Below are 19405 nucleotides of genomic sequence, written 5' to 3' on the forward strand. Positions count from 1 at the left end.
CACACCCGGTATTCAGCCCTTGAATGCCCAGTCACGGGCGCTCAGTCGGTATCCGGAGCGCCACGTTCGTAGCGCGCGTTGAATGCCTGGACAAAGCCGTTGCGCAGAATCTGCAGAAACGCCTCGAACGCGCTTATGTCTTGTTTACGCACGCTGCCGCTCAACTCCACGCGGGTGGCGAACTGGTTCTTGGGTTGGTTTTTCAGCACGGTCTGCGTGGCACCGACCAGCGCTTCCCATACCGAGCGCAGCACCCCTTTGTCCTTGTTCTGCACGTCTTGTTGCCAGTCGAACACCTCCACATCGCGCAGCAGCGGCTTGATGTACCCGCTCAGCCGGCCGTTGGTGGCCTGGGCCTCGATCACCACGTCACCGCGCCCGGCCTTGAAGTCGAACTTGCCGTAGGCACTGGCGAAGTCGTTGAGCTTGCGCAGCTCGATGCCGGTAGCCCGCAGGCGGAATTCGAAATCGTCAAAGTCGCTGAAGGGGTCGAACGTGGCGCGGCTTTCCACCTTGGCATCCCCCGCAATCAGCGCCGTGGCCTGGAAGCTGGCATCTCGCCGGCCTGCTTCGTCGCGAATATTGGTGAGGTTGCGCACGTTGGCCTGCAGACTCGTGGCCTTGAGGGTGACCGGGGGTTTGGAGTTGAAATTGCGGAAGGTCAGCACACCGTCGTTGATGCGTACTTCGTTGAGGGTGATCGGCAGCAGCTTTTCCAGCTGCTGGCGCCAGTCGGTGCCCTGGCCGGTCTGGGAGTTCTGCTTGTTGCCGCCGTCGACGAAGTTCAGTTCGGGGCGCACGAACGCCACTTCCGCCACCACCGCATGGTCGTACCACAGGGCGTGCCAGCTTACCGACAGGTCGATGACCGGGGCATTTAGCAGCGGCACCGGCACCTTGCCGGTGGTCTTGACGATCTGCAGCCCGTTGATGGTGTAAGCACCGCGCCACCAGGCCAGGTCCACGTCGGTCACCTGGCCGCGGTAGTCGCCCATGTCGGCAAGTTTCTGGTTGAGGTAATCGCGCACCAGATAGGGCAGGGCAAGGTGCAGGGCCACCAGCAGCACGATGAAGCTGGCAAGGCCGATCAGCGGCCAGCGATAACGGGCTCTCATGGCAGTGTCTCCAGGGCGGGATGTGCGGTTGACCGCAGCCTGCGCAGGGGAGTTCGAACAGGCTTTACGGGCTGCCGGCACCGGCTTACCCTTGAAGCCTTTCTGTGCCTCTTCATGCCAAGGACCCCTGCCATGAGCCGTATCTACGCAGACAACGCCCATTCCATCGGCAACACGCCGCTGGTGCAGATCAACCGCATCGCCCCGCGTGGCGTGACCATCCTGGCCAAGATCGAAGGGCGCAACCCGGGTTACTCGGTCAAGTGCCGCATCGGCGCCAACATGGTCTGGGACGCTGAAAGCAGCGGCAAGCTCAAGCCCGGCATGACCATCGTCGAACCCACCTCCGGCAATACCGGCATTGGCCTTGCCTTTGTCGCCGCCGCCCGTGGCTACAAACTGATGCTGACCATGCCCGCGTCCATGAGCCTGGAGCGGCGCAAGGTGCTCAAGGCGCTGGGCGCGGAGCTGGTGCTGACAGAACCTGCAAAAGGCATGAAGGGCGCCATCGAAAAAGCCAACGAAATCGTGGCTTCGGACCCGGCGCAGTACTTCTTGCCAGGGCAGTTCGAAAACCCCGCCAACCCGGCCATCCATGAAAAGACCACCGGCCCGGAAATCTGGAACGACACCGACGGCGCCGTGGATGTGATCGTCGCCGGCGTGGGCACGGGCGGCACCATCACCGGTGTGTCGCGCTACATCAAGCACACCCAGGGCAAGGCCATCACTTCTGTAGCCGTCGAGCCCGTGTCGTCACCCTTGATCACCCAGACGCTGGCGGGTGAAGTGCTGACCCCAACGCCGCACAAGATCCAGGGTATCGGCGCAGGTTTCGTGCCGAAGAACCTCGACCTGTCCATCGTCGACCAGGTGATGACGGTGTCTGACGAGGAAGCCAAGGCCATGGCCATTCGTCTGATGCAGGAAGAGGGTATTTTGTGTGGTATCTCCTGCGGCGCCGCCATGGCTGCCGCGGTGCGCCTGGCGGAAAAACCCGAAATGCAGGGCAAGACCCTGGTGGTGATCCTGCCTGACTCCGGCGAGCGGTACCTGTCCAGCATGCTGTTCAGCGATATGTTCAGCGAGCAGGAAAACCAGCAGTAAGGCCGCCTGGCGCTGACCCGGCGCAACACTTTCTCGCGCGCTTCATTGCACAATCTTGATGAGTGAGATCCCGCCCAGGTTGTTTTTACCTCGGCGGGATCGGTTTATGATGGCGGGATGATTTTAAGGAGGGCGGCCGCCCGGGCCGGTCCCTTCCCCTAGGAGTGATGCATGACCTTATCCTTTGCAGCCAAGGCGGGTGTCTTGCTGGTGTTCTTCGGCAGCGTGCTGTATGTGCACCTGCGAGGCAAGGCGCGCCTGCCGGTGCTGCGCCAGTTCGTCAACCATTCAGCGCTGTTCGCACCCTACAACAGCCTGATGTATCTGTTTTCCGGTGTGCCATCCAAGCCGTACCTGGACCGCCAGCGCTTCCCGGAACTGGACGTGCTCAAGGACAACTGGCAGGAAATCCGCGAGGAGGCGATGCGTCTGTTCGACGAGGGTTACATCCGCGCAGCCGAAAAGGACAACGACGCCGGCTTCGGTTCGTTCTTCAAGAAGGGCTGGAAGCGCTTCTACCTGAAGTGGTACGACAAGCCGTTGCCTTCGGCCGAGGCCCTGTGCCCACGCACCGTGGAGCTGGTCAGCAGCATCCCCAACGTCAAGGGCGCCATGTTCGCCCTGTTGCCAGGTGGCAGCCACCTCAACCCGCACCGCGACCCGTTTGCCGGCTCGCTGCGCTATCACCTGGGGCTGTCCACGCCCAATTCCGATGCCTGCCGCATCTACGTTGATGGCGAACCTTATGCCTGGCGTGATGGCCAGGACGTCATGTTCGATGAAACCTACGTGCACTGGGTCAAGAACGAAACCGACGTCACCCGGGTGATCCTGTTCTGCGACATCGAACGCCCGCTCAGCAGCCCGCTGATGGTGCGTATCAACCGCAAGGTCAGTGCTTTCCTGGGCCGTGCCACGGCGCCGCAAAACACCGATGAAGAGCGCGTAGGCGGGATCAACCAGGCCTACGCCTGGAGCAAGCGCTTCAGCAACCGCATCAGCACCCGTGTGAAGCAGTTCAAACGCGCCAACCCCAAGGCCTACCGCATTCTGCGGCCGGTACTGGCGGTGGTGGTGGCCTACCTGCTGTACCGCTGGTTGTTCTAAGCCCTCGCGCAGCCGGCCCTGGCCATACCTGATGGCCAGGGCCGGCGGTTAGCGCAAATCGTCAGGGATGCGATGGCGCAGTACGCCTTCTTCGAAATCGAGCACGCCGGCTTCGCGCTGGGTCACCAGGTAGTACAGCAGGGTATCGGGCACCTGCTCCGGCAACACGTGCACCGCCAGCATCCTCACGGCCTTTTCTGCCTCGCACACGCAACCGAACTCCACCAGTGCGGCCTGCACCTGCTGCAGGGTTTCCGGCGGCCTTACAATGACCCGGAACACCGAGCTACCGCCACTGTGCAGGACGCCCTCGAACCAGGCATCTGCCCCTTCCTCACGGGCGGCGACCAGGTCGCCCGGTGCGACGCCATAGACATGAAAAGGGATGCTGTCGACCCGGTAGCCACCCTGTTCTGGCCGTGCCCACAGCCCTTCCACCGAGGCCGGTGGGTAGCCGCTCTCGTCCTGTGCCAGGCGGAACAGCACCTTGCGGTAGCCGCTGCTCATCGGCGGGCCGGGCGCAGCACCAGCCACAGCGCCGCGCCGATCAGCAGGCCGCCGTACAGGTGCGCCATGGACAGCGGCTCATCCAGTAGCCAAGCCCCCCACAGCACCCCGAACGCCGGGATCAGGAAGGTCACGGTGCTGGCCTTGACCGGGCCGATTTCCGCCAGTAACCGGAAGTACAGGATATAGGCGAAGGCGGTGCACAGTAGCCCCAGGCCCAGCAGCGACAGCCACACCTGCCAGCCGCCCCAACTGGCAGGTGGCTGGCTGAGCGCGCTCCAGGCGAATACAGGGCTGAGCAGCAAGGTGGCGCCGAGCATGCTGCCCAGCGCCGACAGCCGGCTGTCCAGGCCGCCGACCCAGCGCCGGGCCAGAAAACCGGCAAACCCGTAGCAGGTGGTCGCCGCCAGGCAGGCCAGCGCACCTTGCAGCAGGGCCGCATCCAGTGCCACTGGCCCGGCGCCACTTAAAATGGCGACGCCAAACAGGCCCAGGAAAATGCCGCACAGCTTGGCGAGGGTCATGGGCTCCTTGAAGAACAGCACGCCGATCAGTACACCCATCAACGGTGTCGTGGCATTGAAAATGGCTGAATAGCCGGCTGGCAGCACTTGAGCTGCGACCGAGTAGAAGGTTGCCGGGATGCCCGAGTTGATCATGCCCAGCACCAGGCAAGCGCCCAGTTTGCCTTGGAAATCCCAGCGCACACCTGCAGCGGCCACAATGGCGATCAGCCCCAGGCAGGCGATGGACACGCGGAAAAACGCCGTGGGCACCGTGCCCAGTTCGGGCGCGATGATACGCATGAACAGGAAGCTCGCGCCCCAGACGGCGGCAAGGGTTAGCAGGCGGGCTAGAGCGATGGGGCTCACGGCAGTCTCCGGGGGCGTGGCTGGGGGCGCGAGTGTACGCGAGGCAGCAGGGGGTTTCTTGTGCTTTCTTGCGCTGTAACCTGGCCAGCTACATTTGCAGGCAGGGGCCTCACACGCCAGGGCGAGCGGCTAAGCTGTGTATCTCCACCCGCCACCGAGGTGCCCGGTATGCCCCATTCCTGGCCTGCAGCCGCCATCGCCCGCCTGATGCTCACCGGCTTCGACGGCTATCGCGAGCATTTCCAGCGCATCACCCTAGGTGCTCGTGAGCGCTTCGAACAAGCCCGCTGGCAGGAGATCCAGCACACGGCCGCTGCGCGCATCAACCTCTACGAGGAACAGGTCGCTGTGGCCAACCAGCGGCTGCGCGAGAGCTTTGCCACGCAGGTGCTGCTGGACGTGGCCCAGTGGCCGCAGGTTAAAAGCGCCTATGTCCAGCTGATTGACCCGCGGCTGGACGATGAACTGGCCGAAACCTGGTACAACTCGGTGTTCTGCAGCCTGTTCAGCCATGACCTGATCAGCGACCGTTGCATGTTCATCCACAGCACACGCCCAACCTTGCGCCGGCGCGCCGCACAAACCCGTACCTATCGCCCCGACGGCGCCCTTGCCGGGCTATTGCAGGCCATCTTCGCCGACTACTGGTTCCACATCCCTTACGCCGACCTCGACGGCGACCTGCTGCGGCTGGAAGCGCAGCTTCGTGAATGCCTGCCCGATTGGGTGTGCCGCGACCCAGCGCTGGCGGTGGAGCTGTTCGTGCCGGTGCTGTACCGCAACAAGGGCGCTTACCTGGTCGGCCGGTTATACAACGGCGATGAACAATGGCCGCTGGTGATTGCCCTGGTGCACCGGGAGGGGCAGGGCATCGAGGCCGATGCCTTGATCACCGACGAGGCTGAAGTCTCGATCATCTTCTCCTTCACCCGCTCCTATTTCATGGCCGATGTGCCGGTGCCGGGTGAATTCGTGGGCTTTCTCAAACGCATTCTGCCGGGCAAGCATGTGGCCGAGCTGTATACCTCCATTGGTTTCTACAAGCAGGGCAAGTCCGAGTTCTACCGCGCCCTGATCAACCACTTGGCCAGCAGTGACGACCGCTTCGTCATGGCACCTGGGGTGCGTGGCATGGTGATGAGCGTGTTTACCCTGCCGGGCTTCAACACCGTGTTCAAAGTCATCAAGGACCGTTTCTCGCCCTCAAAAACCGTCGATCGCGCCACGGTGATCGACAAGTACCGGTTGGTGAAGAGCATCGACCGGGTAGGGCGCCTGGCCGATACCCAGGCCTTTGCCGACTTCCGCTTCCCCGCGGCGAGGTTCGCGCCGCAGTGCCTGGCCGAGTTGCTGGAGGTGGCGCCCTCCACCGTGGTGCTTGAGGGCGATACGGTGCTGATCCGCCACTGCTGGACCGAACGGCGCATGACGCCGTTGAACCTGTACCTGGAACAGGCCAGCGAGGCCCAGGTGCTGGAGGTACTGGAGGATTACGGCCTGGCCATCAAGCAGCTGGCGGCGGCGAACATCTTCCCCGGTGACATGCTGCTGAAGAACTTTGGTGTGACGCGTCATGGCCGGGTGGTGTTCTACGACTACGACGAGATCAGCTATCTGACGGAGGTCAACTTCCGCCATATTCCACCGCCGCGTTACCCGGAAGACGAGCTGTCAGGCGAGCCGTGGTACTCCATTGGGCCCCATGACGTGTTCCCCGAGGAATTCCCGCCCTTTCTGTTTGCCGACCTGGGCCAGCGGCGCCTGTTCACCCGCCTGCATGGCGAGTTGTTCGATGCCAGCTATTGGCAAGGCCTGCAGGCGGCGATACGCGATGGCAAGGTGATCGACGTGTTCCCCTATCGGCGCAAGGCACGTTGAACGTAGCTTGGCCCTTAGTCCTTCAGGCACTTGAGCGTGCTGAAATCGGTGCGCACTTTTGCCAGCCGTGCCTGCAGCACCTGGCGCTGCTGCGGCGTGCTCTGCTGTAGCAGGTCTACCAATAGGCTGCGGGCCTGTTGTTCGGTGTTCTGGAAGGCCTGGCGGTATTCAGGCGTCCACAGGCTCTCCTTGCTCTGCAGCAGCGTGGCCATACGGGTCGGGAAACTGGCATCGTTGCGTTGGTCGACCGCCAACAGCAGCTGCTGCTGCCAGTGGGCGCGGTTGGCAATCCATTCGCGGTTCTGGTCCCCCAGCGCTTGCGACCAGGCGACCACGCGCTGCTTCTGGCCGGGGCTCAGTTCACCCAGCCAGGGCTTCAGGCGTTTCTGCATACGTTCGGCCCGCTCGGCAATTTGCTGGGGCAGGGGAGTGTCTACGTATTCCTTGCGGCGCTCGGCGATGTCATCACGAAAAGCCTCGCGCATTTCCGCCACTTGCGCATCGCTCATGCCGCGCAGCAGTTCAGTCGCGGAAGGGGTAATTTCGGCTGCCACCCGGCCAATCGCCTCGCGGGCCTCATGGGTACGCTGCTGCAAGGCCTGGTCGGTGACCTGATTGTTGGCCACCATGTCGCGCAGCCGGTCGAGCCAGTCGAGGTAGCCAGGCAGCTGGGTCTTGCAGTGCCACGCCAGATGCTCCCTGAGCCGATCGTCGAGCAGGGTCTTCTGGTCACGGTTCATGTCCAGGTAGTCGCCCAGCGACCACGGCACCAGGCGGTCGAGGTTGCGGTAGGCCAGGTCGATCCGGCTGCAGGCGCCCAGGGCCAGAACCACCCCCAGCGTGACAAGCGCGGTCTTGAGCAGGCGAAGCGGCATAAGCTGTTCCTTGCAGTGGCGGCCAATCGGTAGACGCAGCAGGGCGGCGACGGTTCAACCGGGTCATCTGCCTGTAGCATGGGAGGCCGGTAACCGTCCGGAAGCTTTGACACCACCCGCTGTCTATCCGGAAAATAGCCCCCTTGACTTGAGGATGTACCGAAATGGCTCTGCTTGGGCGTTACAACAGTTTGCAAATTGTGAAACACGTGGACTTCGGGTTGTACCTGGACGGCGGCGCCGACGGGGAAATTCTGCTGCCAGGGCGCTACATCCCGAAAGGCGCAGAAACCGAGGTGGACGACTGGCTCAACGTGTTTATCTACCTGGACAGCGAAGACCAGCTGATCGCGACCACCGAAAAGCCCAAGGTGCAGGTGGGCGAGTTCGCCAGCCTCAAGGTCAAGGACATCAACGGTGCAGGTATCTTCCTGGACTGGGGTCTTTCCAAGGACCTGCTGATGCCGTACTCCGAAGAAGCCCGCCCGCTGAAGATCGGCGACTACTGCGTGGTGCACGTCTACCTCGACAAACGCACCCGGCGCATCACCGCCACCTCACGCCTGGACCGCTACCTGGACGTCGCGCCTGCGGACTACAAGCCAGGCCAGCCGGTGGAGTTGCTGGTTGCCGGTGAAACGCCCATGGGGTTCAAGGCAATCATCAACAACCGCCATTGGGGCCTGATCCACAAGAATGAGGTGTTCAAGTTCCTGCGCTCTGGCATGCACGAGAAAGGCTTCATCAAGGAAATACGTGCCGACGGCAAGATCTCCTTGAGCCTGCAGCCAGTGGGTGCGGCGCTGTCCGACGACCTGCAGGCGCAGATCATGGCCCGCCTGGAGGCCGAAGGTGGGGTGCTGGGCGTGTCTGACAAGAGCGACCCGGCGCTGATCAGCAAGCTGTTCAATGTCAGCAAGGGCAACTTCAAGAAAGCCATTGGGGGCCTGTTCAAGCAGGGCCGTATCGTCATCCATGACGACCGCATCGAGAAAGCCTGATCAGCCCTGCACGAAGCTGCGGAAATCCAGCTGCTCGCCGCCTGGGCGGGTGTCGCGCAGCAGTGAATCGCGGTCGGCGCTCAGGGCCAGGCTGATGGTGGAGCGGCGCTTGCCAGGGTTGCGCACCTCCATCTGCTCCTGATGCGCGCGCAGGAAGTTGACGGGCACTTTCAGGTGTTGCAGCTCGTCGCTTTCCGGGGTGTGCAGCAGCAGGTTGACCCAGTCTGGCTGGCCCTTGCGCAGCAGTGCCACCGGCACGTCGAACCCCCACAGGTTGCGCTTGTGGTCGAGGATGGCGAACAGGGTGTTGGCGCTGGTCAGCACAGGCCGGGCCAGTGCATCGTTGCGCCGCGCGATGGCGGCGGGTTTGTCGAGTTTCATGCAGGTTCCTGCGGGTTGAAGCCTTGAAAGCCTTCATTGTGAGGGGTGGCACCGGGCGCGGCAAGGCTTGGCGCTGTGGTGTAGTGCAGGTGCGCTACGCCTACCGCTTGGCATTGTGTGCAAAATTTCTTGAAACTCTTGCGCAAGCGGCCGAGTCCACCTTTTGTCGGCACGATACGCGTGTCACATCACAGGAGTTTTGCCATGAGCGGTACTGGAGATAAAGCGAAAGGCTTGGCCAACGAAGCGATGGGCAACGTCAAGCAGGGCATCGGCAAGATGACCGACAACGACAAGCTCAAGGCCGAAGGCAAGGCGCAGGAACTCAAGGGTGAAGCGCAGCAGGTCAAAGGCGATGTGAAGGACGCTGTTAAAAAAGCAACCGACAAGTAATGCCCGATGCTTGGCCGCCTTCATGCCGGTGCGCAGGGGGCGGCAACAAGCTGGGTGAGTTTTTTGCATTTTTTGTAACACTGCCGGGAGCAGCGCGCTCAGCGCATGGTCTATTAGACTTAACAGTCACATCGATAGAGCGGCGAAAGGAGACGCTATGATTTTTTCCGCCCTGCAGGGCCTGCCCCTGCACCGCGTGTTGGTGCGCACCGTCAAGGAGTTCCTTGATGATGAAATGTCCACCTACGCCTCCGCGCTGGCTTATCAGGCGCTTTTCTCGTTATTCCCCTTTCTGCTATTCCTGATCGCCCTCATCGGCTTCCTGCACCTGCCTGACTTTTTCTCGTGGCTGCGCTTGCAGTCCGAGCTGGTGCTGCCACCGCAGGCACTGGAACAGGTCAACCCGGTGATCGACCAGTTGCAGCAGTCCAAGGGTGGCTTGCTGTCGGTGGGTATCGTGATTGCTTTGTGGACCGCGTCGGCCGGTGTGCGGCTGATGATGAGCGCCATGAACGCCGCCTATGATGTGCCCGAGGGGCGGCCGGTATGGAAGCGTATCCCGCTGTCGATCTTCTATACCGTCGGCCTGGCCGGCATGCTGCTGGCCGCAGCAGCACTGATGGTACTGGGGCCGCAGGTGATGGAGTGGATCGCCTCGCAAATCGGTATGCAGGAGTTCATCGTTACGCTGTGGACCATTCTGCGCTGGCCGGTGATCGTCATTCTGCTGATGGTGGCAGTGGCGCTTATCTACTACGTGATGCCGGATGTGAAACAGAAGTTTCGCTTCATTACCCCAGGCTCGGTACTGGCGGTGGTGGTGTGGATCGTGGCCTCGTTGGGCTTTGCCTACTACGTGAAAACGTTCGCCGACTACAACGCCATGTACGGGAGCATCGGGGCGATCATCGTGCTGCTGCTCTACTTCTACATTTCAGCCGCCGTGCTGCTGCTTGGCGCTGAAATGAATGCGGTAATCGAGCACATGTCTGCCGAGGGCAAGGACCCTGGGGAGAAGGACTTCGACGGTGAGAAGTCGCAAGAGAACGTGAAAGTGCTGGGGCATGAGCACCCGGCGCCCACAGAGCCTGCTACTGCCCAGCCTCAACCACGCTGACAGCGTCGCCATACTGGCGGCGTTGCAACGCTACCAGCGCCTTGCTGCGCTGGTAGCGTTGCAGCCGGCTCGCCAGCGCCTCCGGCAGGTGCTCGGCGGGCCCAAAGCCAACATTTGCATAGAACGGCCGCAGTGTCGGGTGGCAGAACAGCCAGGCCGTACCATACGGTTGGCACAATGCTGCTTCCATCAGCGCACGTGCGATCCCCGTACCCCGCCGTTGTGGCGCCACGAACAGGCCAGTCAGCCACCAGCCACCCTCGATACAGGACAGGCTTAGCCCCGCAACGATCTCTGGCGCCCTCGCCACCCACAGTTGACCCTCGCCAGAGGCACGCATGCGTGAGCCCTGCTGGCGGTAGAAATGGTCGAGAAGCCGGCGTTGCGTGTGGCAAAGCTGTGTGCAAGCGAGAGGCTGTGAAATAGCGCGCTCCTGGAAATGGCGGTGACGGATGGCGCGTACGTTGTCGCAGATTGTTGCAAATACGGCAAGGGTGAATATCCGACTGCGGGGTTCAACTATTACCTGGCAGGCGTAGAATTTCCTCATCCCCCCTGCAGTAAGAAGCGGGATCGGTACTTCGTGTCATCGGTAGCCCGATGGCAACTTCTCCGGGCCGGCGACGGCATCAGAAGTCAATCGATCAGCTTGAAACATGAAGGCATTCAACATGAAACCACTCCTGATACTTGCGTTGGTCGGTATGTCCTCGTTCGCCCTCGCAGACCCTTCTGCGCCTGCTTCCAATGAGCCGGTGGCGCAGCAGTACGACTATTCCATGAACCTCGACATCAAGCGCGTCATCAACCTGTCGACCATCCCCAACGTGTGCGAAGTGGTGCCTGCCACCATGACCTACGAAGACCACCAGGGCCAGGTGCACACCGTTCAATACCGTGCCATGGGCGGGGGCTGCCAGCAGGGCTGACGGCCCAGATACCCGCCTCGGCGTAAACGGGTGGGGAGGCAGTGCCCACTCCACCTGTTAGCGCTTTCCAGCTACTGCGCAGTCGTGGCAGGCTCTACGCCGCCCATCTACACCTTCGCAGAGCCCCACATGCCTTTCTCCAATGGTTTTCTCCTCAGCCTGTCCCTGTGCCTGGACATCGGTATTGCCAACATCGCCATGATTACGCTGGCCATGCAGCGTGGCTTTCTGCAAGGGTTCTGGCTTGGCCTTGGCACGTGTGTGGGTGATTTGCTGTATGCCATCGCCGCGTTGGCAGGCATGACCGTGTTGCTGCAATTCGAAGCCGTGCGCTGGGTCTTGTGGCTGGGCGGTTCGGCGCTGCTGGTGTGGTTTGCCATCAAGATGGTGCTGGCCGCCTGGCGCGGCGGGCATATGAACGCGAGCACCAACGTGGACGTGGAGTCCGGTTGGCGCGAGTTTTTACGCGGCATCTTCCTGGCGATGTCCTCACCCAGCGCCATATTGTGGTTCGCGGCAGTAGGGGGCGTGCTGATATCCCGCTCTGGCGGCGGCAGCCTGGTGGAGGCGGGGTTGTTTCTGTCAGGGTTCTTCGTGGCCGGGCTGGTATGGTGCATGGGCATCTGCGGCATTGCCAGCCACGGCGGGCGCCTGCTGGGTGATCGCCTGCTGACGTGGTCGTATGTGCTGTCTGCGCTGATCTTCTGTTATTTCGCAGTGTACGTGATCGTATCGGGTTACCAGGAATTCATCCTCGGGCGCGCCGCCTAAGCGCGCTTGCAGGGGCTGCGCAGGCAGCCCCGGCCATGCCGCAAGCCAGGTTCAGCTGGCAACGAAATTCGGTGGCGATACCAGTTCTACGGTCTGTTGCTTGCGCGGCGCCAGGATCTCGGCCTCGCCCTGAACGACCAGCTCGTCGTTCTGGTTGAACACGTTGGTGGCGATACGCACCTTGAACTTCGGCAGTTTTTCGAGGATCTCCAGGCGCACGGTCAGGGTGTCGCCGATTTTCACCGGTTTCTGGAAGCTCATCTGCTGCCCCAGGTAGATGGTGCCAGGGCCGGGCAGGGTGCAGGCCACTGCCGCGCTGATCAGTGCGCCGCTGAACATGCCGTGGGCGATGCGCTCGCGGAACATGCTCTTGGCGGCGAATTCAGCGTCCAGGTGCACCGGGTTGTGGTCGCCGGACATGGCGGCGAACAGCTGGATATCGCGCTCTTCCACAGACTTCTTGTATTCGGCCTTCTGGCCGACTTCTAGGGCTTCGTAAGGCGTGTTGCTGACCTGGGACATCGGGGCTTCCTTAAGCAGTACATGTCGGTGGTGGTCGCGCACGGGGCGTCGGCCAAGACGGGTGAGACGCTTGCCGGTGGCGACCGGATCACATTCGCGCCCAACACAGTGTATGCCCAGCGGGCCAGATTGCAGGAAGGGCACAAATAAGATTCACAATGTTAATGGCGGCATCAGGCGTGTGGGCCGCGCTGCGCTTACCTGCTAACGTCGAATCAACGCCTGGCCGCTACGCGCCCGGGCACCTGGATAAAAGGACGCAGTGCAGGTCCCGGCAGAGGAACAATAATAAATGCAAGCCGACTTCTGGAACGACAAACGCCCGGCGGGCGTGCCCTCCACCATCGATCTTCACGCCTACAGCTCCGTGGTCGAAGTATTCGAGCGCTCCTGCAAGCGCTTTGCCGATCGCCCCGCCTTCAGTAACCTGGGGGTGACGTTGACCTACGGCGACCTGGAGCGGTTATCGGCGGCATTCGCCACCTGGCTGCAGCAACACACCCGCCTGAAACCTGGCGACCGTATCGCTGTGCAGATGCCCAACGTGTTGCAGTACCCGATCGCCGTGTTCGGCGCCCTGCGCGCCGGGCTGATCGTGGTCAACACCAACCCGCTGTACACCGAACGGGAGATGCGCCACCAGTTCAAGGACAGCGGTGCCCGCGCGCTGGTGTACCTGAACATGTTTGGCCAGCGCGTTCAGGCGGTGTTGCCCGATACCGGTATTGAATACCTGATCGAGGCGAAGATGGGCGACCTGTTGCCTACGGCCAAGGGGTGGCTGGTCAATACCGTGGTGGACAAGGTGAAGAAGATGGTGCCGGCCTACCATCTGCCCCAGGCCCTGTCATTCAAACAGGCGCTGCGCCAAGGGCGCGGTGGTTCACCGAAGGCTGTGCCGCTTGGCCTGGACGACATCGCGGTGCTGCAGTACACAGGCGGTACCACGGGCCTGGCCAAGGGCGCCATGCTCACCCACGGCAACCTGGTTGCCAACATGCTGCAGGTACTGGCGTGTTTCTCACAGCATGGGTCAGATGGCCAGAAGCTGCTCAAGGACGGCGAGGAGGTGATGATCGCCCCTTTGCCGCTGTACCACATCTATGCGTTCACCGCGAACTGCATGTGCATGATGGTGACTGGCAACCACAACGTACTCATCACCAACCCACGGGATATTTCCGGTTTCATCAAGGAGTTGGGCAAGTGGCGGTTTTCCGCATTGCTGGGCCTCAACACCCTGTTCGTTGCCCTGATGGACCACCCCGGGTTCCGCCAACTGGACTTCTCGGCGCTGAAAGTCACCAACTCTGGCGGCACTGCCCTGGTCAAGGCCACGGCCGAGCGCTGGGAGCAACTGACCGCGTGTCGCATCGTCGAAGGCTACGGCCTTACTGAAACCTCCCCTGTAGCCAGTACCAACCCTTATGGTCAACTGGCGCGCCTGGGAACGGTGGGTATCCCGGTGGCAGGTACTGCATTCAAGGTCATCGACGACGAGGGCAAAGAACTGCCGCTGGGTGAGCGGGGCGAGTTGTGCATCAAGGGGCCGCAGGTAATGAAGGGCTACTGGCAGCAGCCCGAAGCCACGGCCCAAGCGCTGGATGCCGATGGCTGGTTCAAGACAGGCGACATTGCCGTGATCGACCCGGACGGCTTTACCCGCATCGTCGACCGCAAGAAGGACATGATCATCGTCTCGGGCTTCAACGTGTACCCCAACGAGGTGGAGGATGTGGTCATGGCCCACCCACAGGTTGCCAGCTGCGCGGCCATCGGTGTGCCCGACGAGCGCTCCGGGGAGGCGGTCAAGCTGTTCGTGGTGCCCCGTGAGGGTGGCGTGAGCGTGGATGAGCTGAAGGCCTACTGCAAGGCCAACCTCACCGGTTACAAGGTGCCCAAGCACATTGTGCTGCGCGACGCGCTGCCGATGACGCCGGTTGGCAAGATCTTGCGCCGGGAGCTGCGCGACGCCGGTTGAACCGCCAGCATGCGGCAGGTTAGGGCGGCTTGGATGCTCTAGGCTGCCGCATACAGGTTTCAGAAGGCTGTCTTAAGTCACTCGCTCTCGATGTGACCATAATTAGCTAAATAGTCATTTTTGTGACCTTTCGGCCTGTCGTAGCCTCTGGTCGACCCCAGGCAAAGCTGCTAATCTCGCCCCGTTTTCAGATGATCCGGTTTGCAACGCGCCGTCATCTCATATCAATAATAAGCGCCTCGATGCGCGAATCGAACTTCGCTGTTGCTGAAGGAGTGGGCTTGAATGATCGACCATTTTTGGCAGGATAAGTACCCAGCCGGGATAACGGCGGATATCGATCCGGACGAATTCCCCAACATCCAGGCGGTACTCAAGCAATCCTGCCAGCGCTTCGCCGACAAACCGGCCTTCAGCAACCTGGGCAAGACGATCACCTATGGCGAAATGTATGCGCTGTCAGGTGCGTTCGCGGCCTGGCTGCAACAGCATACCGACCTCAAGCCCGGTGACCGTATCGCCGTGCAGTTGCCCAACGTGCTCCAGTACCCTGTGGCCGTGTTCGGTGCCATGCGTGCAGGGCTGATCGTGGTCAACACCAACCCGCTGTACACCGCGCGGGAAATGGAACACCAGTTCAACGATTCCGGTGCCAAGGCGCTGGTATGCCTGGCCAACATGGCCCACCTGGCCGAGAAGGTGGTGCCCAAGACCCAGGTCAGGCACGTGATCGTCACCGAGGTGGCCGACCTGCTGCCGCCGATCAAGCGGCTGCTGATCAACAGCGTCATCAAGTATGTGAAGAAGATGGTGCCGGCCTACCACCTGCCTCAGGCCGTACGCTTCAACGACGCCATCGCCCTGGGCAAGGGCCAGCCGGTGGTTGAAGCCAACCCGCAGGCCCATGACGTGGCGGTGCTGCAGTACACCGGCGGTACCACGGGCGTGGCCAAGGGTGCGATGCTCACCCACCGCAACCTGGTGGCCAACATGCTGCAGTGCAGGGCCCTGATGGGGGCCAACCTGCATGAAGGCTGCGAAATCCTCATTACCCCGCTGCCGCTGTACCACATCTACGCCTTTACCTTCCATTGCATGGCCATGATGCTCATCGGCAACCACAACGTGCTGATCAGCAACCCGCGGGACCTGCCGGCGATGGTCAAGGAGCTGGGCAAATGGAAGTTCACCGGTTTTGTCGGCCTCAATACCCTGTTCGTGGCCCTGTGCAACAGTGATGCCTTCCGCAACCTGGACTTCTCCGCCCTGAAAATTACCCTGTCTGGCGGCATGGCTTTGCAACTGAGCGTGGCCGAGCGCTGGAAGGCCGTTACGGGGTGCGCCATTTGCGAGGGGTACGGCATGACCGAAACCAGCCCCGTGGCGGCGGTGAACCCGGCCCAGGCCAACCAGGTGGGCACCATTGGCATTCCGGTACCGTCCACCCTGTGCAAGATCATCGACGACGCGGGCAATGAGTTGCCGCTGGGCGAGGTGGGGGAGTTGTGTGTGAAGGGCCCGCAGGTAATGAAGGGCTACTGGCAGCGCGAAGACGCCACTGCCGAAATACTGGACAGCGAAGGCTGGCTGAAAACCGGCGACATCGCCTTGATCCAGCCAGACGGCTACATGCGTATCGTTGACCGCAAGAAAGACATGATTCTGGTGTCGGGTTTCAACGTCTACCCCAACGAGCTGGAGGACGTGCTGGTGGCGTTGCCGGGCGTGTCCCAGTGCGCGGCCATCGGTATACCGGACGAGAAGTCCGGCGAAGTGATCAAGATGTTCATCGTGGTCAAGCCGGGCATGACCCTGACCAAGGAGCAGGTGATGGAGCACATGCGCGCCAATGTCACCGGCTATAAAGTGCCCCGCCAGATCGAGTTCCGCGATGTGCTGCCTACCACCAACGTGGGCAAGATCCTGCGCCGCGAGTTACGTGACGAAGAGCTGAAAAAACAAGGTTTGAAGAAGACCGCCTGAGCCTTAAACGCCGTTGGTAGGGTAACGGCTCAGGGCGCAGATGGGGATCGAGGGCTGCTTCGCAGCCCATCGCCCTTCGATCAGCGCAATCTCTCCAGCATCTGGTAGTACCACATGCCTGCTGCCAGCAGCGGGTTGCCCAGCAAGTCCCCCATCGGCACACGCACATGCTTGCACTGAGCAAAGGTATCGAACCGTTCCAGCGTACCGGTCAACGCCTCGGCCATGATTTCACCCATGATGTGGCTGGTGGCAATACCGTGCCCCGAGTACCCCTGGCAGTACCAGACGTTGCCCGACAGCTTGCCCAGTTGTGGAATGCGGTTCACCACAATGCCCATGGCGCAGCTCCACTGGAACTCGATGGGTACGCCTTTCAACGCCGGGAACGTGCGCTCGATACAAGGCCGCAACTCACCTTCGATATCCCGCGAGTCCCGCCCGGAATAATTGGCACCGCCGCCGAATAACAGCCGTTTGTCCGCGGTCAGCCGGTAGTAGTCGAGCACGAAGCGGCAGTCATACACGGCCAGGTCCTGCGGGTTGATCTGCTCGGCCAGCTCGCCCAGCGGCGCCGTGGTGACGATGCCGCCCATGGCCGGGAAAATCTTGCCCTTGAGCTGGCGCTTTTCAAGCGTGTGGTACACGTCCCCGGCCAGCATCACCTGGCGCGCTTCTACCCGGCCATGGGCGGTGACCACTGCCGGGCGCGGGCCGTGCACGATGTCCAGCACCTCGGAGTTTTCGAACACCAGCGCGCCCAGGCCATGGGCCGCCCGTGCTTCGCCCAGGCACAGGTTGAGCGGGTGCAGGTGCAGGTTGCGCAGGTTTTTCAGCGCCCCCAGGTACAGCGGGCTTTGCAGGTGGTCTGCCACGGCGGCCTGGTCGAGCATGTGCACCTGATCGCCCATGCCCCGGCGCTGGGCCTCGGCCTGGAACGCGTGCAACTCCCGCAGGTGCGATGGCTTCATGGCCGCGTGCAGGTGGCCATGCTTGAGGTCGCAATCGATACCGTAGCGCGCCACGCGCTGCTCGATGATCTGGTGCCCGCGCCAGCGCAGGTGCCAGATGAAGTCGTCCACCTCGGCGCCCAGGTGCTGGCGCATTTGCGAACGCATGGCTTCGTCGCCAGACAGGCTGCCAGTGACCTGGCCGCCATTGCGCCCGCTGGCGCCCCAGCCAATGCGGTGGGTTTCGATGATGGCGACCTTCAGGCCGCGCTCGGCCAGCTCCACGGCGGTGGCCACACCGGTGAAGCCACCGCCGATGATCGCCACGTCCACCTGCACCGTGCCCTGAAGCTGGGGGTACTGCGTGTGGTCGTTGAGTGTGGCGCTGTAGTAGGACGGTGCACGCTGCGCCGGGCCCTTGTTCAATGCTGCATTCATGGCATTTCCTTGTTTGATGGGGGCTCAGGCCTGGTGCAGGTACCAGCGCCAGTCCTGCTCGCTGACTTCGGCCATGAACTGGCGGTACTCGGCGCGCTTGACCTTCAGGTACACGTCAAGGAACTGCTCGCCAAGCGCCTGCTGGGCCCAACGTGAATGCTGCAGGGCATCGAGGGCGGTCAGCCAGTCGGTAGGCAGGTGTTCGGTGGCCTGGGCATAGCCGTTGCCTTGCACCGGCGCGCCTGGGTCGAGTTGCTCGCGGATACCGCAGTGGGTGGCGGCGAGGATCGCTGCGGCAGCCAGGTAGGGGTTGGCATCGGCACCGCAGATCCGGTGCTCCACGTGCCGGCTGGCCGCAGGCCCCCCCGGCACCCGCAGGCTCACTGTGCGGTTGTCGACACCCCAGGTAGGGGCCAGCGGCGCATAGCTGTTGGCCTGAAAACGCCGGAACGAGTTGGCGTTGGGGCAGAACAGCAGCAGCGAATCATGCAGGTGGCGCAGCATGCCGGCGATGGCCTGGCGCAGCAGCGGGGTGCCGGCCTTGTCCTCACTGGCAAACAGATTATGGCCGGCGTCATCGGCCAGGCTCAGGTGCATGTGCATGCCGGTCCCGGCCAGTTGCGCGAACGGCTTGGCCATGAAGCAGGCCTGCATGCCGTGGGCATGGGCCACACCTTTCACCAGGCGTTTGTAGCGTACCGCCTGGTCCATGGCCTGCAGCGCTTCACCGTGCTCCAGGGTGATTTCCACTTGCCCAGGGGCGTACTCCGAAATCGCTGTACGCGCCGGAATGCCTTGGGCCTTGCAGGCTGCATACAGGTCGGCCAGAAACGGCTCGATCTGCTCCAGCTCGCGCAGCCCGTATACCTGCGTGGTGCGCGGTCGGCCACCGTCCGTGTCCCGTGCAGGCTGGGGGCGGCCTTGGGCATCGGGCTGCTGGTCGAGCAGGTAGAACTCCAGTTCGCAGGCCATCACCGGGTGATAGCCGTCGGCCTTGAGTGCCTCGACAGTGCGTACCAGCACATGGCGCGGGTCGGCGACGCTGGCAGGCAGGCCCTCGTCGGGGTGCATGCTCACCTGCACCGCAGCGGTGGGTATGCGCCGCCAAGGCAGGCGCACCAGGCTGTTCTCCAGTGGGTAGGCACGGCAGTCGATGTCGCCCACGTCCCACACCAGGCCGGAGTTCTCCACGTCATCGCCATTGAGGGTAAGGCCCAGGATGGTGCTGGGCAGCGGGCGGCCGCTCTGGTACACGGGCAGCAGTTCATCGCGGTGCAGCAGCTTGCCGCGGGGCACGCCATTGGCGTCGAGGATGAACAGCTCGAACAGTTCGATATCGGGGTTGTCGGCCAGAAAGCGGTTGGCCTGCTCTACAGGGGCAAAGTGCATGATGAAGTCGCTCGCGGGCGCACGGGGCCGCCGCGCAGGCAAGCGGCCCAACTGAGTCAATCGGCCAGGGGGTGGCCGGTTTGGGTCAC

General features: G+C 62.4%; 19 protein-coding genes. 10 read left to right on the forward strand and 9 right to left on the reverse strand.

Annotated features, from left to right (window positions below; genetic code table 11):
* Positions 1–41: 41 nt before the first annotated feature.
* The gene (locus APH25_RS05555; protein ID WP_060481350.1) at positions 42–1115 is read right to left on the reverse strand and encodes a DUF748 domain-containing protein; all 1074 of its coding nucleotides are present in this window, start codon (positions 1113–1115) and stop codon (positions 42–44) included.
* Positions 1116–1247: 132 nt separating this feature from the next.
* On the opposite strand from APH25_RS05555, the gene cysK reads away from it, so the two are divergent.
* Together cysK and APH25_RS05565 are read left to right on the forward strand one after the other, a co-directional pair.
* Positions 1248–2222 carry a cysteine synthase A gene (gene cysK, locus APH25_RS05560; protein ID WP_060481351.1) on the forward strand — a complete coding sequence of 325 codons (975 nt, stop codon included), beginning with the start codon at positions 1248–1250 and terminating at the stop codon, positions 2220–2222.
* 171 nt (positions 2223–2393) lie between these two features.
* Entirely contained in the window at positions 2394–3329 is a 936-nt protein-coding gene (locus tag APH25_RS05565) for an aspartyl/asparaginyl beta-hydroxylase domain-containing protein (RefSeq protein WP_028635431.1), read from the forward strand.
* A 48-nt stretch (positions 3330–3377) separates the two neighbouring features.
* Here the strand turns inward: APH25_RS05565 and APH25_RS05570 are convergent, their stop codons facing one another.
* Together APH25_RS05570 and APH25_RS05575 are read right to left on the reverse strand one after the other, a co-directional pair.
* Entirely contained in the window at positions 3378–3836 is a 459-nt protein-coding gene (locus tag APH25_RS05570; RefSeq protein ID WP_028635432.1) for a DUF4265 domain-containing protein, read from the reverse strand.
* Positions 3833–4708, reverse strand: a complete 876-nt coding sequence (locus APH25_RS05575; protein WP_060481352.1) for a DMT family transporter — start codon at positions 4706–4708, stop codon at positions 3833–3835. The genes APH25_RS05570 and APH25_RS05575 overlap by 4 nt, the downstream gene beginning before the upstream one ends.
* 168 nt (positions 4709–4876) lie before the next feature.
* Between APH25_RS05575 and aceK the strand changes: the two genes are divergently transcribed.
* Positions 4877–6586 (forward strand): bifunctional isocitrate dehydrogenase kinase/phosphatase, encoded by a 1710-nt coding sequence (aceK, locus tag APH25_RS05580; RefSeq protein WP_060481353.1) that lies wholly within the window; start codon positions 4877–4879, stop codon positions 6584–6586.
* A 14-nt stretch (positions 6587–6600) separates the two neighbouring features.
* Here aceK and APH25_RS05585 read toward each other — a convergent pair whose 3' ends face one another.
* Complete coding sequence (locus tag APH25_RS05585; RefSeq protein ID WP_060481354.1) at positions 6601–7461, reverse strand: DUF6279 family lipoprotein; 861 nt, start codon at positions 7459–7461, stop codon at positions 6601–6603.
* A gap of 164 nt (positions 7462–7625) precedes the next feature.
* Here APH25_RS05585 and APH25_RS05590 point away from each other — a divergent pair, with 164 nt between their 5' ends.
* Complete coding sequence (locus tag APH25_RS05590) at positions 7626–8462, forward strand: S1 RNA-binding domain-containing protein (protein WP_028635436.1); 837 nt, start codon at positions 7626–7628, stop codon at positions 8460–8462.
* Here APH25_RS05590 and APH25_RS05595 read toward each other — a convergent pair whose 3' ends face one another.
* Complete coding sequence (locus APH25_RS05595; RefSeq protein ID WP_060481355.1) at positions 8463–8843, reverse strand: hypothetical protein; 381 nt, start codon at positions 8841–8843, stop codon at positions 8463–8465.
* 204 nt (positions 8844–9047) lie between these two features.
* Here APH25_RS05595 and APH25_RS05600 point away from each other — a divergent pair, with 204 nt between their 5' ends.
* Both APH25_RS05600 and APH25_RS05605 read left to right on the forward strand, forming a co-directional pair.
* The gene (locus APH25_RS05600; RefSeq protein ID WP_060481356.1) at positions 9048–9236 is read left to right on the forward strand and encodes a CsbD family protein; all 189 of its coding nucleotides are present in this window, start codon (positions 9048–9050) and stop codon (positions 9234–9236) included.
* Between the two features lie 157 nt (positions 9237–9393).
* Positions 9394–10353 (forward strand): YihY/virulence factor BrkB family protein, encoded by a 960-nt coding sequence (locus APH25_RS05605; protein WP_028635439.1) that lies wholly within the window; start codon positions 9394–9396, stop codon positions 10351–10353.
* Here APH25_RS05605 and APH25_RS05610 read toward each other — a convergent pair.
* Complete coding sequence (locus APH25_RS05610; protein ID WP_256217483.1) at positions 10328–10777, reverse strand: GNAT family N-acetyltransferase; 450 nt, start codon at positions 10775–10777, stop codon at positions 10328–10330. The two genes, APH25_RS05605 and APH25_RS05610, sit on opposite strands and share 26 nt — an antisense overlap.
* Before the next feature lie 247 nt (positions 10778–11024).
* Between APH25_RS05610 and APH25_RS05615 the strand changes: the two genes are divergently transcribed.
* Both APH25_RS05615 and APH25_RS05620 read left to right on the forward strand, forming a co-directional pair.
* A complete protein-coding gene (locus APH25_RS05615; RefSeq protein WP_028635440.1) occupies positions 11025–11282 on the forward strand; it encodes a DUF2790 domain-containing protein in 258 nt (85 codons plus the stop codon).
* A gap of 129 nt (positions 11283–11411) precedes the next feature.
* On the forward strand, positions 11412–12053 hold the full coding sequence (locus APH25_RS05620) for a LysE family translocator (protein WP_060481358.1): 642 nt from the start codon (positions 11412–11414) through the stop codon (positions 12051–12053).
* A 51-nt stretch (positions 12054–12104) separates the two neighbouring features.
* Here the strand turns inward: APH25_RS05620 and APH25_RS05625 are convergent, their stop codons facing one another.
* Positions 12105–12575 carry a MaoC family dehydratase gene (locus APH25_RS05625; protein WP_028635442.1) on the reverse strand — a complete coding sequence of 157 codons (471 nt, stop codon included), beginning with the start codon at positions 12573–12575 and terminating at the stop codon, positions 12105–12107.
* A gap of 292 nt (positions 12576–12867) precedes the next feature.
* Between APH25_RS05625 and fadD2 the strand changes: the two genes are divergently transcribed.
* The gene (gene fadD2 / locus APH25_RS05630; RefSeq protein ID WP_060481359.1) at positions 12868–14556 is read left to right on the forward strand and encodes a long-chain-fatty-acid--CoA ligase FadD2; all 1689 of its coding nucleotides are present in this window, start codon (positions 12868–12870) and stop codon (positions 14554–14556) included.
* 285 nt (positions 14557–14841) lie between these two features.
* Positions 14842–16539: a long-chain-fatty-acid--CoA ligase FadD1 gene (fadD1, locus tag APH25_RS05635; RefSeq protein WP_060481360.1), complete on the forward strand. Its 1698-nt coding sequence runs from the start codon at positions 14842–14844 to the stop codon at positions 16537–16539.
* An 80-nt stretch (positions 16540–16619) separates the two neighbouring features.
* Here fadD1 and APH25_RS05640 read toward each other — a convergent pair whose 3' ends face one another.
* On the reverse strand, positions 16620–17927 hold the full coding sequence (locus APH25_RS05640; RefSeq protein ID WP_028635445.1) for an FAD-binding oxidoreductase: 1308 nt from the start codon (positions 17925–17927) through the stop codon (positions 16620–16622).
* A 24-nt stretch (positions 17928–17951) separates the two neighbouring features.
* On the reverse strand, positions 17952–19316 hold the full coding sequence (locus APH25_RS05645) for a glutamine synthetase family protein (protein ID WP_060481371.1): 1365 nt from the start codon (positions 19314–19316) through the stop codon (positions 17952–17954).
* Positions 19317–19405 lie beyond the last annotated feature (89 nt).

Origin of the sequence: Pseudomonas sp. NBRC 111119 (assembly GCF_001320125.1) — a bacterium.
GTDB lineage: Bacteria > Pseudomonadota > Gammaproteobacteria > Pseudomonadales > Pseudomonadaceae > Aquipseudomonas > Aquipseudomonas parafulva.

Coding starts and splice junctions, on each gene's coding strand:
- APH25_RS05625 (WP_028635442.1), bottom strand. CDS start 12,575: ATGTCCCAGGTCAGCAACACGCCTTACGAAGCCCTAGAAGTCGGCCAG.
- APH25_RS05600 (WP_060481356.1), top strand. CDS start 9,048: ATGAGCGGTACTGGAGATAAAGCGAAAGGCTTGGCCAACGAAGCGATG.
- fadD1 (WP_060481360.1), top strand. CDS start 14,842: ATGATCGACCATTTTTGGCAGGATAAGTACCCAGCCGGGATAACGGCG.
- APH25_RS05645 (WP_060481371.1), bottom strand. CDS start 19,316: ATGCACTTTGCCCCTGTAGAGCAGGCCAACCGCTTTCTGGCCGACAAC.
- cysK (WP_060481351.1), top strand. CDS start 1,248: ATGAGCCGTATCTACGCAGACAACGCCCATTCCATCGGCAACACGCCG.
- aceK (WP_060481353.1), top strand. CDS start 4,877: ATGCCCCATTCCTGGCCTGCAGCCGCCATCGCCCGCCTGATGCTCACC.
- APH25_RS05620 (WP_060481358.1), top strand. CDS start 11,412: ATGCCTTTCTCCAATGGTTTTCTCCTCAGCCTGTCCCTGTGCCTGGAC.
- APH25_RS05570 (WP_028635432.1), bottom strand. CDS start 3,836: ATGAGCAGCGGCTACCGCAAGGTGCTGTTCCGCCTGGCACAGGACGAG.
- fadD2 (WP_060481359.1), top strand. CDS start 12,868: ATGCAAGCCGACTTCTGGAACGACAAACGCCCGGCGGGCGTGCCCTCC.
- APH25_RS05615 (WP_028635440.1), top strand. CDS start 11,025: ATGAAACCACTCCTGATACTTGCGTTGGTCGGTATGTCCTCGTTCGCC.
- APH25_RS05640 (WP_028635445.1), bottom strand. CDS start 17,927: ATGAATGCAGCATTGAACAAGGGCCCGGCGCAGCGTGCACCGTCCTAC.
- APH25_RS05590 (WP_028635436.1), top strand. CDS start 7,626: ATGGCTCTGCTTGGGCGTTACAACAGTTTGCAAATTGTGAAACACGTG.
- APH25_RS05555 (WP_060481350.1), bottom strand. CDS start 1,115: ATGAGAGCCCGTTATCGCTGGCCGCTGATCGGCCTTGCCAGCTTCATC.
- APH25_RS05595 (WP_060481355.1), bottom strand. CDS start 8,843: ATGAAACTCGACAAACCCGCCGCCATCGCGCGGCGCAACGATGCACTG.
- APH25_RS05585 (WP_060481354.1), bottom strand. CDS start 7,461: ATGCCGCTTCGCCTGCTCAAGACCGCGCTTGTCACGCTGGGGGTGGTT.
- APH25_RS05605 (WP_028635439.1), top strand. CDS start 9,394: ATGATTTTTTCCGCCCTGCAGGGCCTGCCCCTGCACCGCGTGTTGGTG.
- APH25_RS05565 (WP_028635431.1), top strand. CDS start 2,394: ATGACCTTATCCTTTGCAGCCAAGGCGGGTGTCTTGCTGGTGTTCTTC.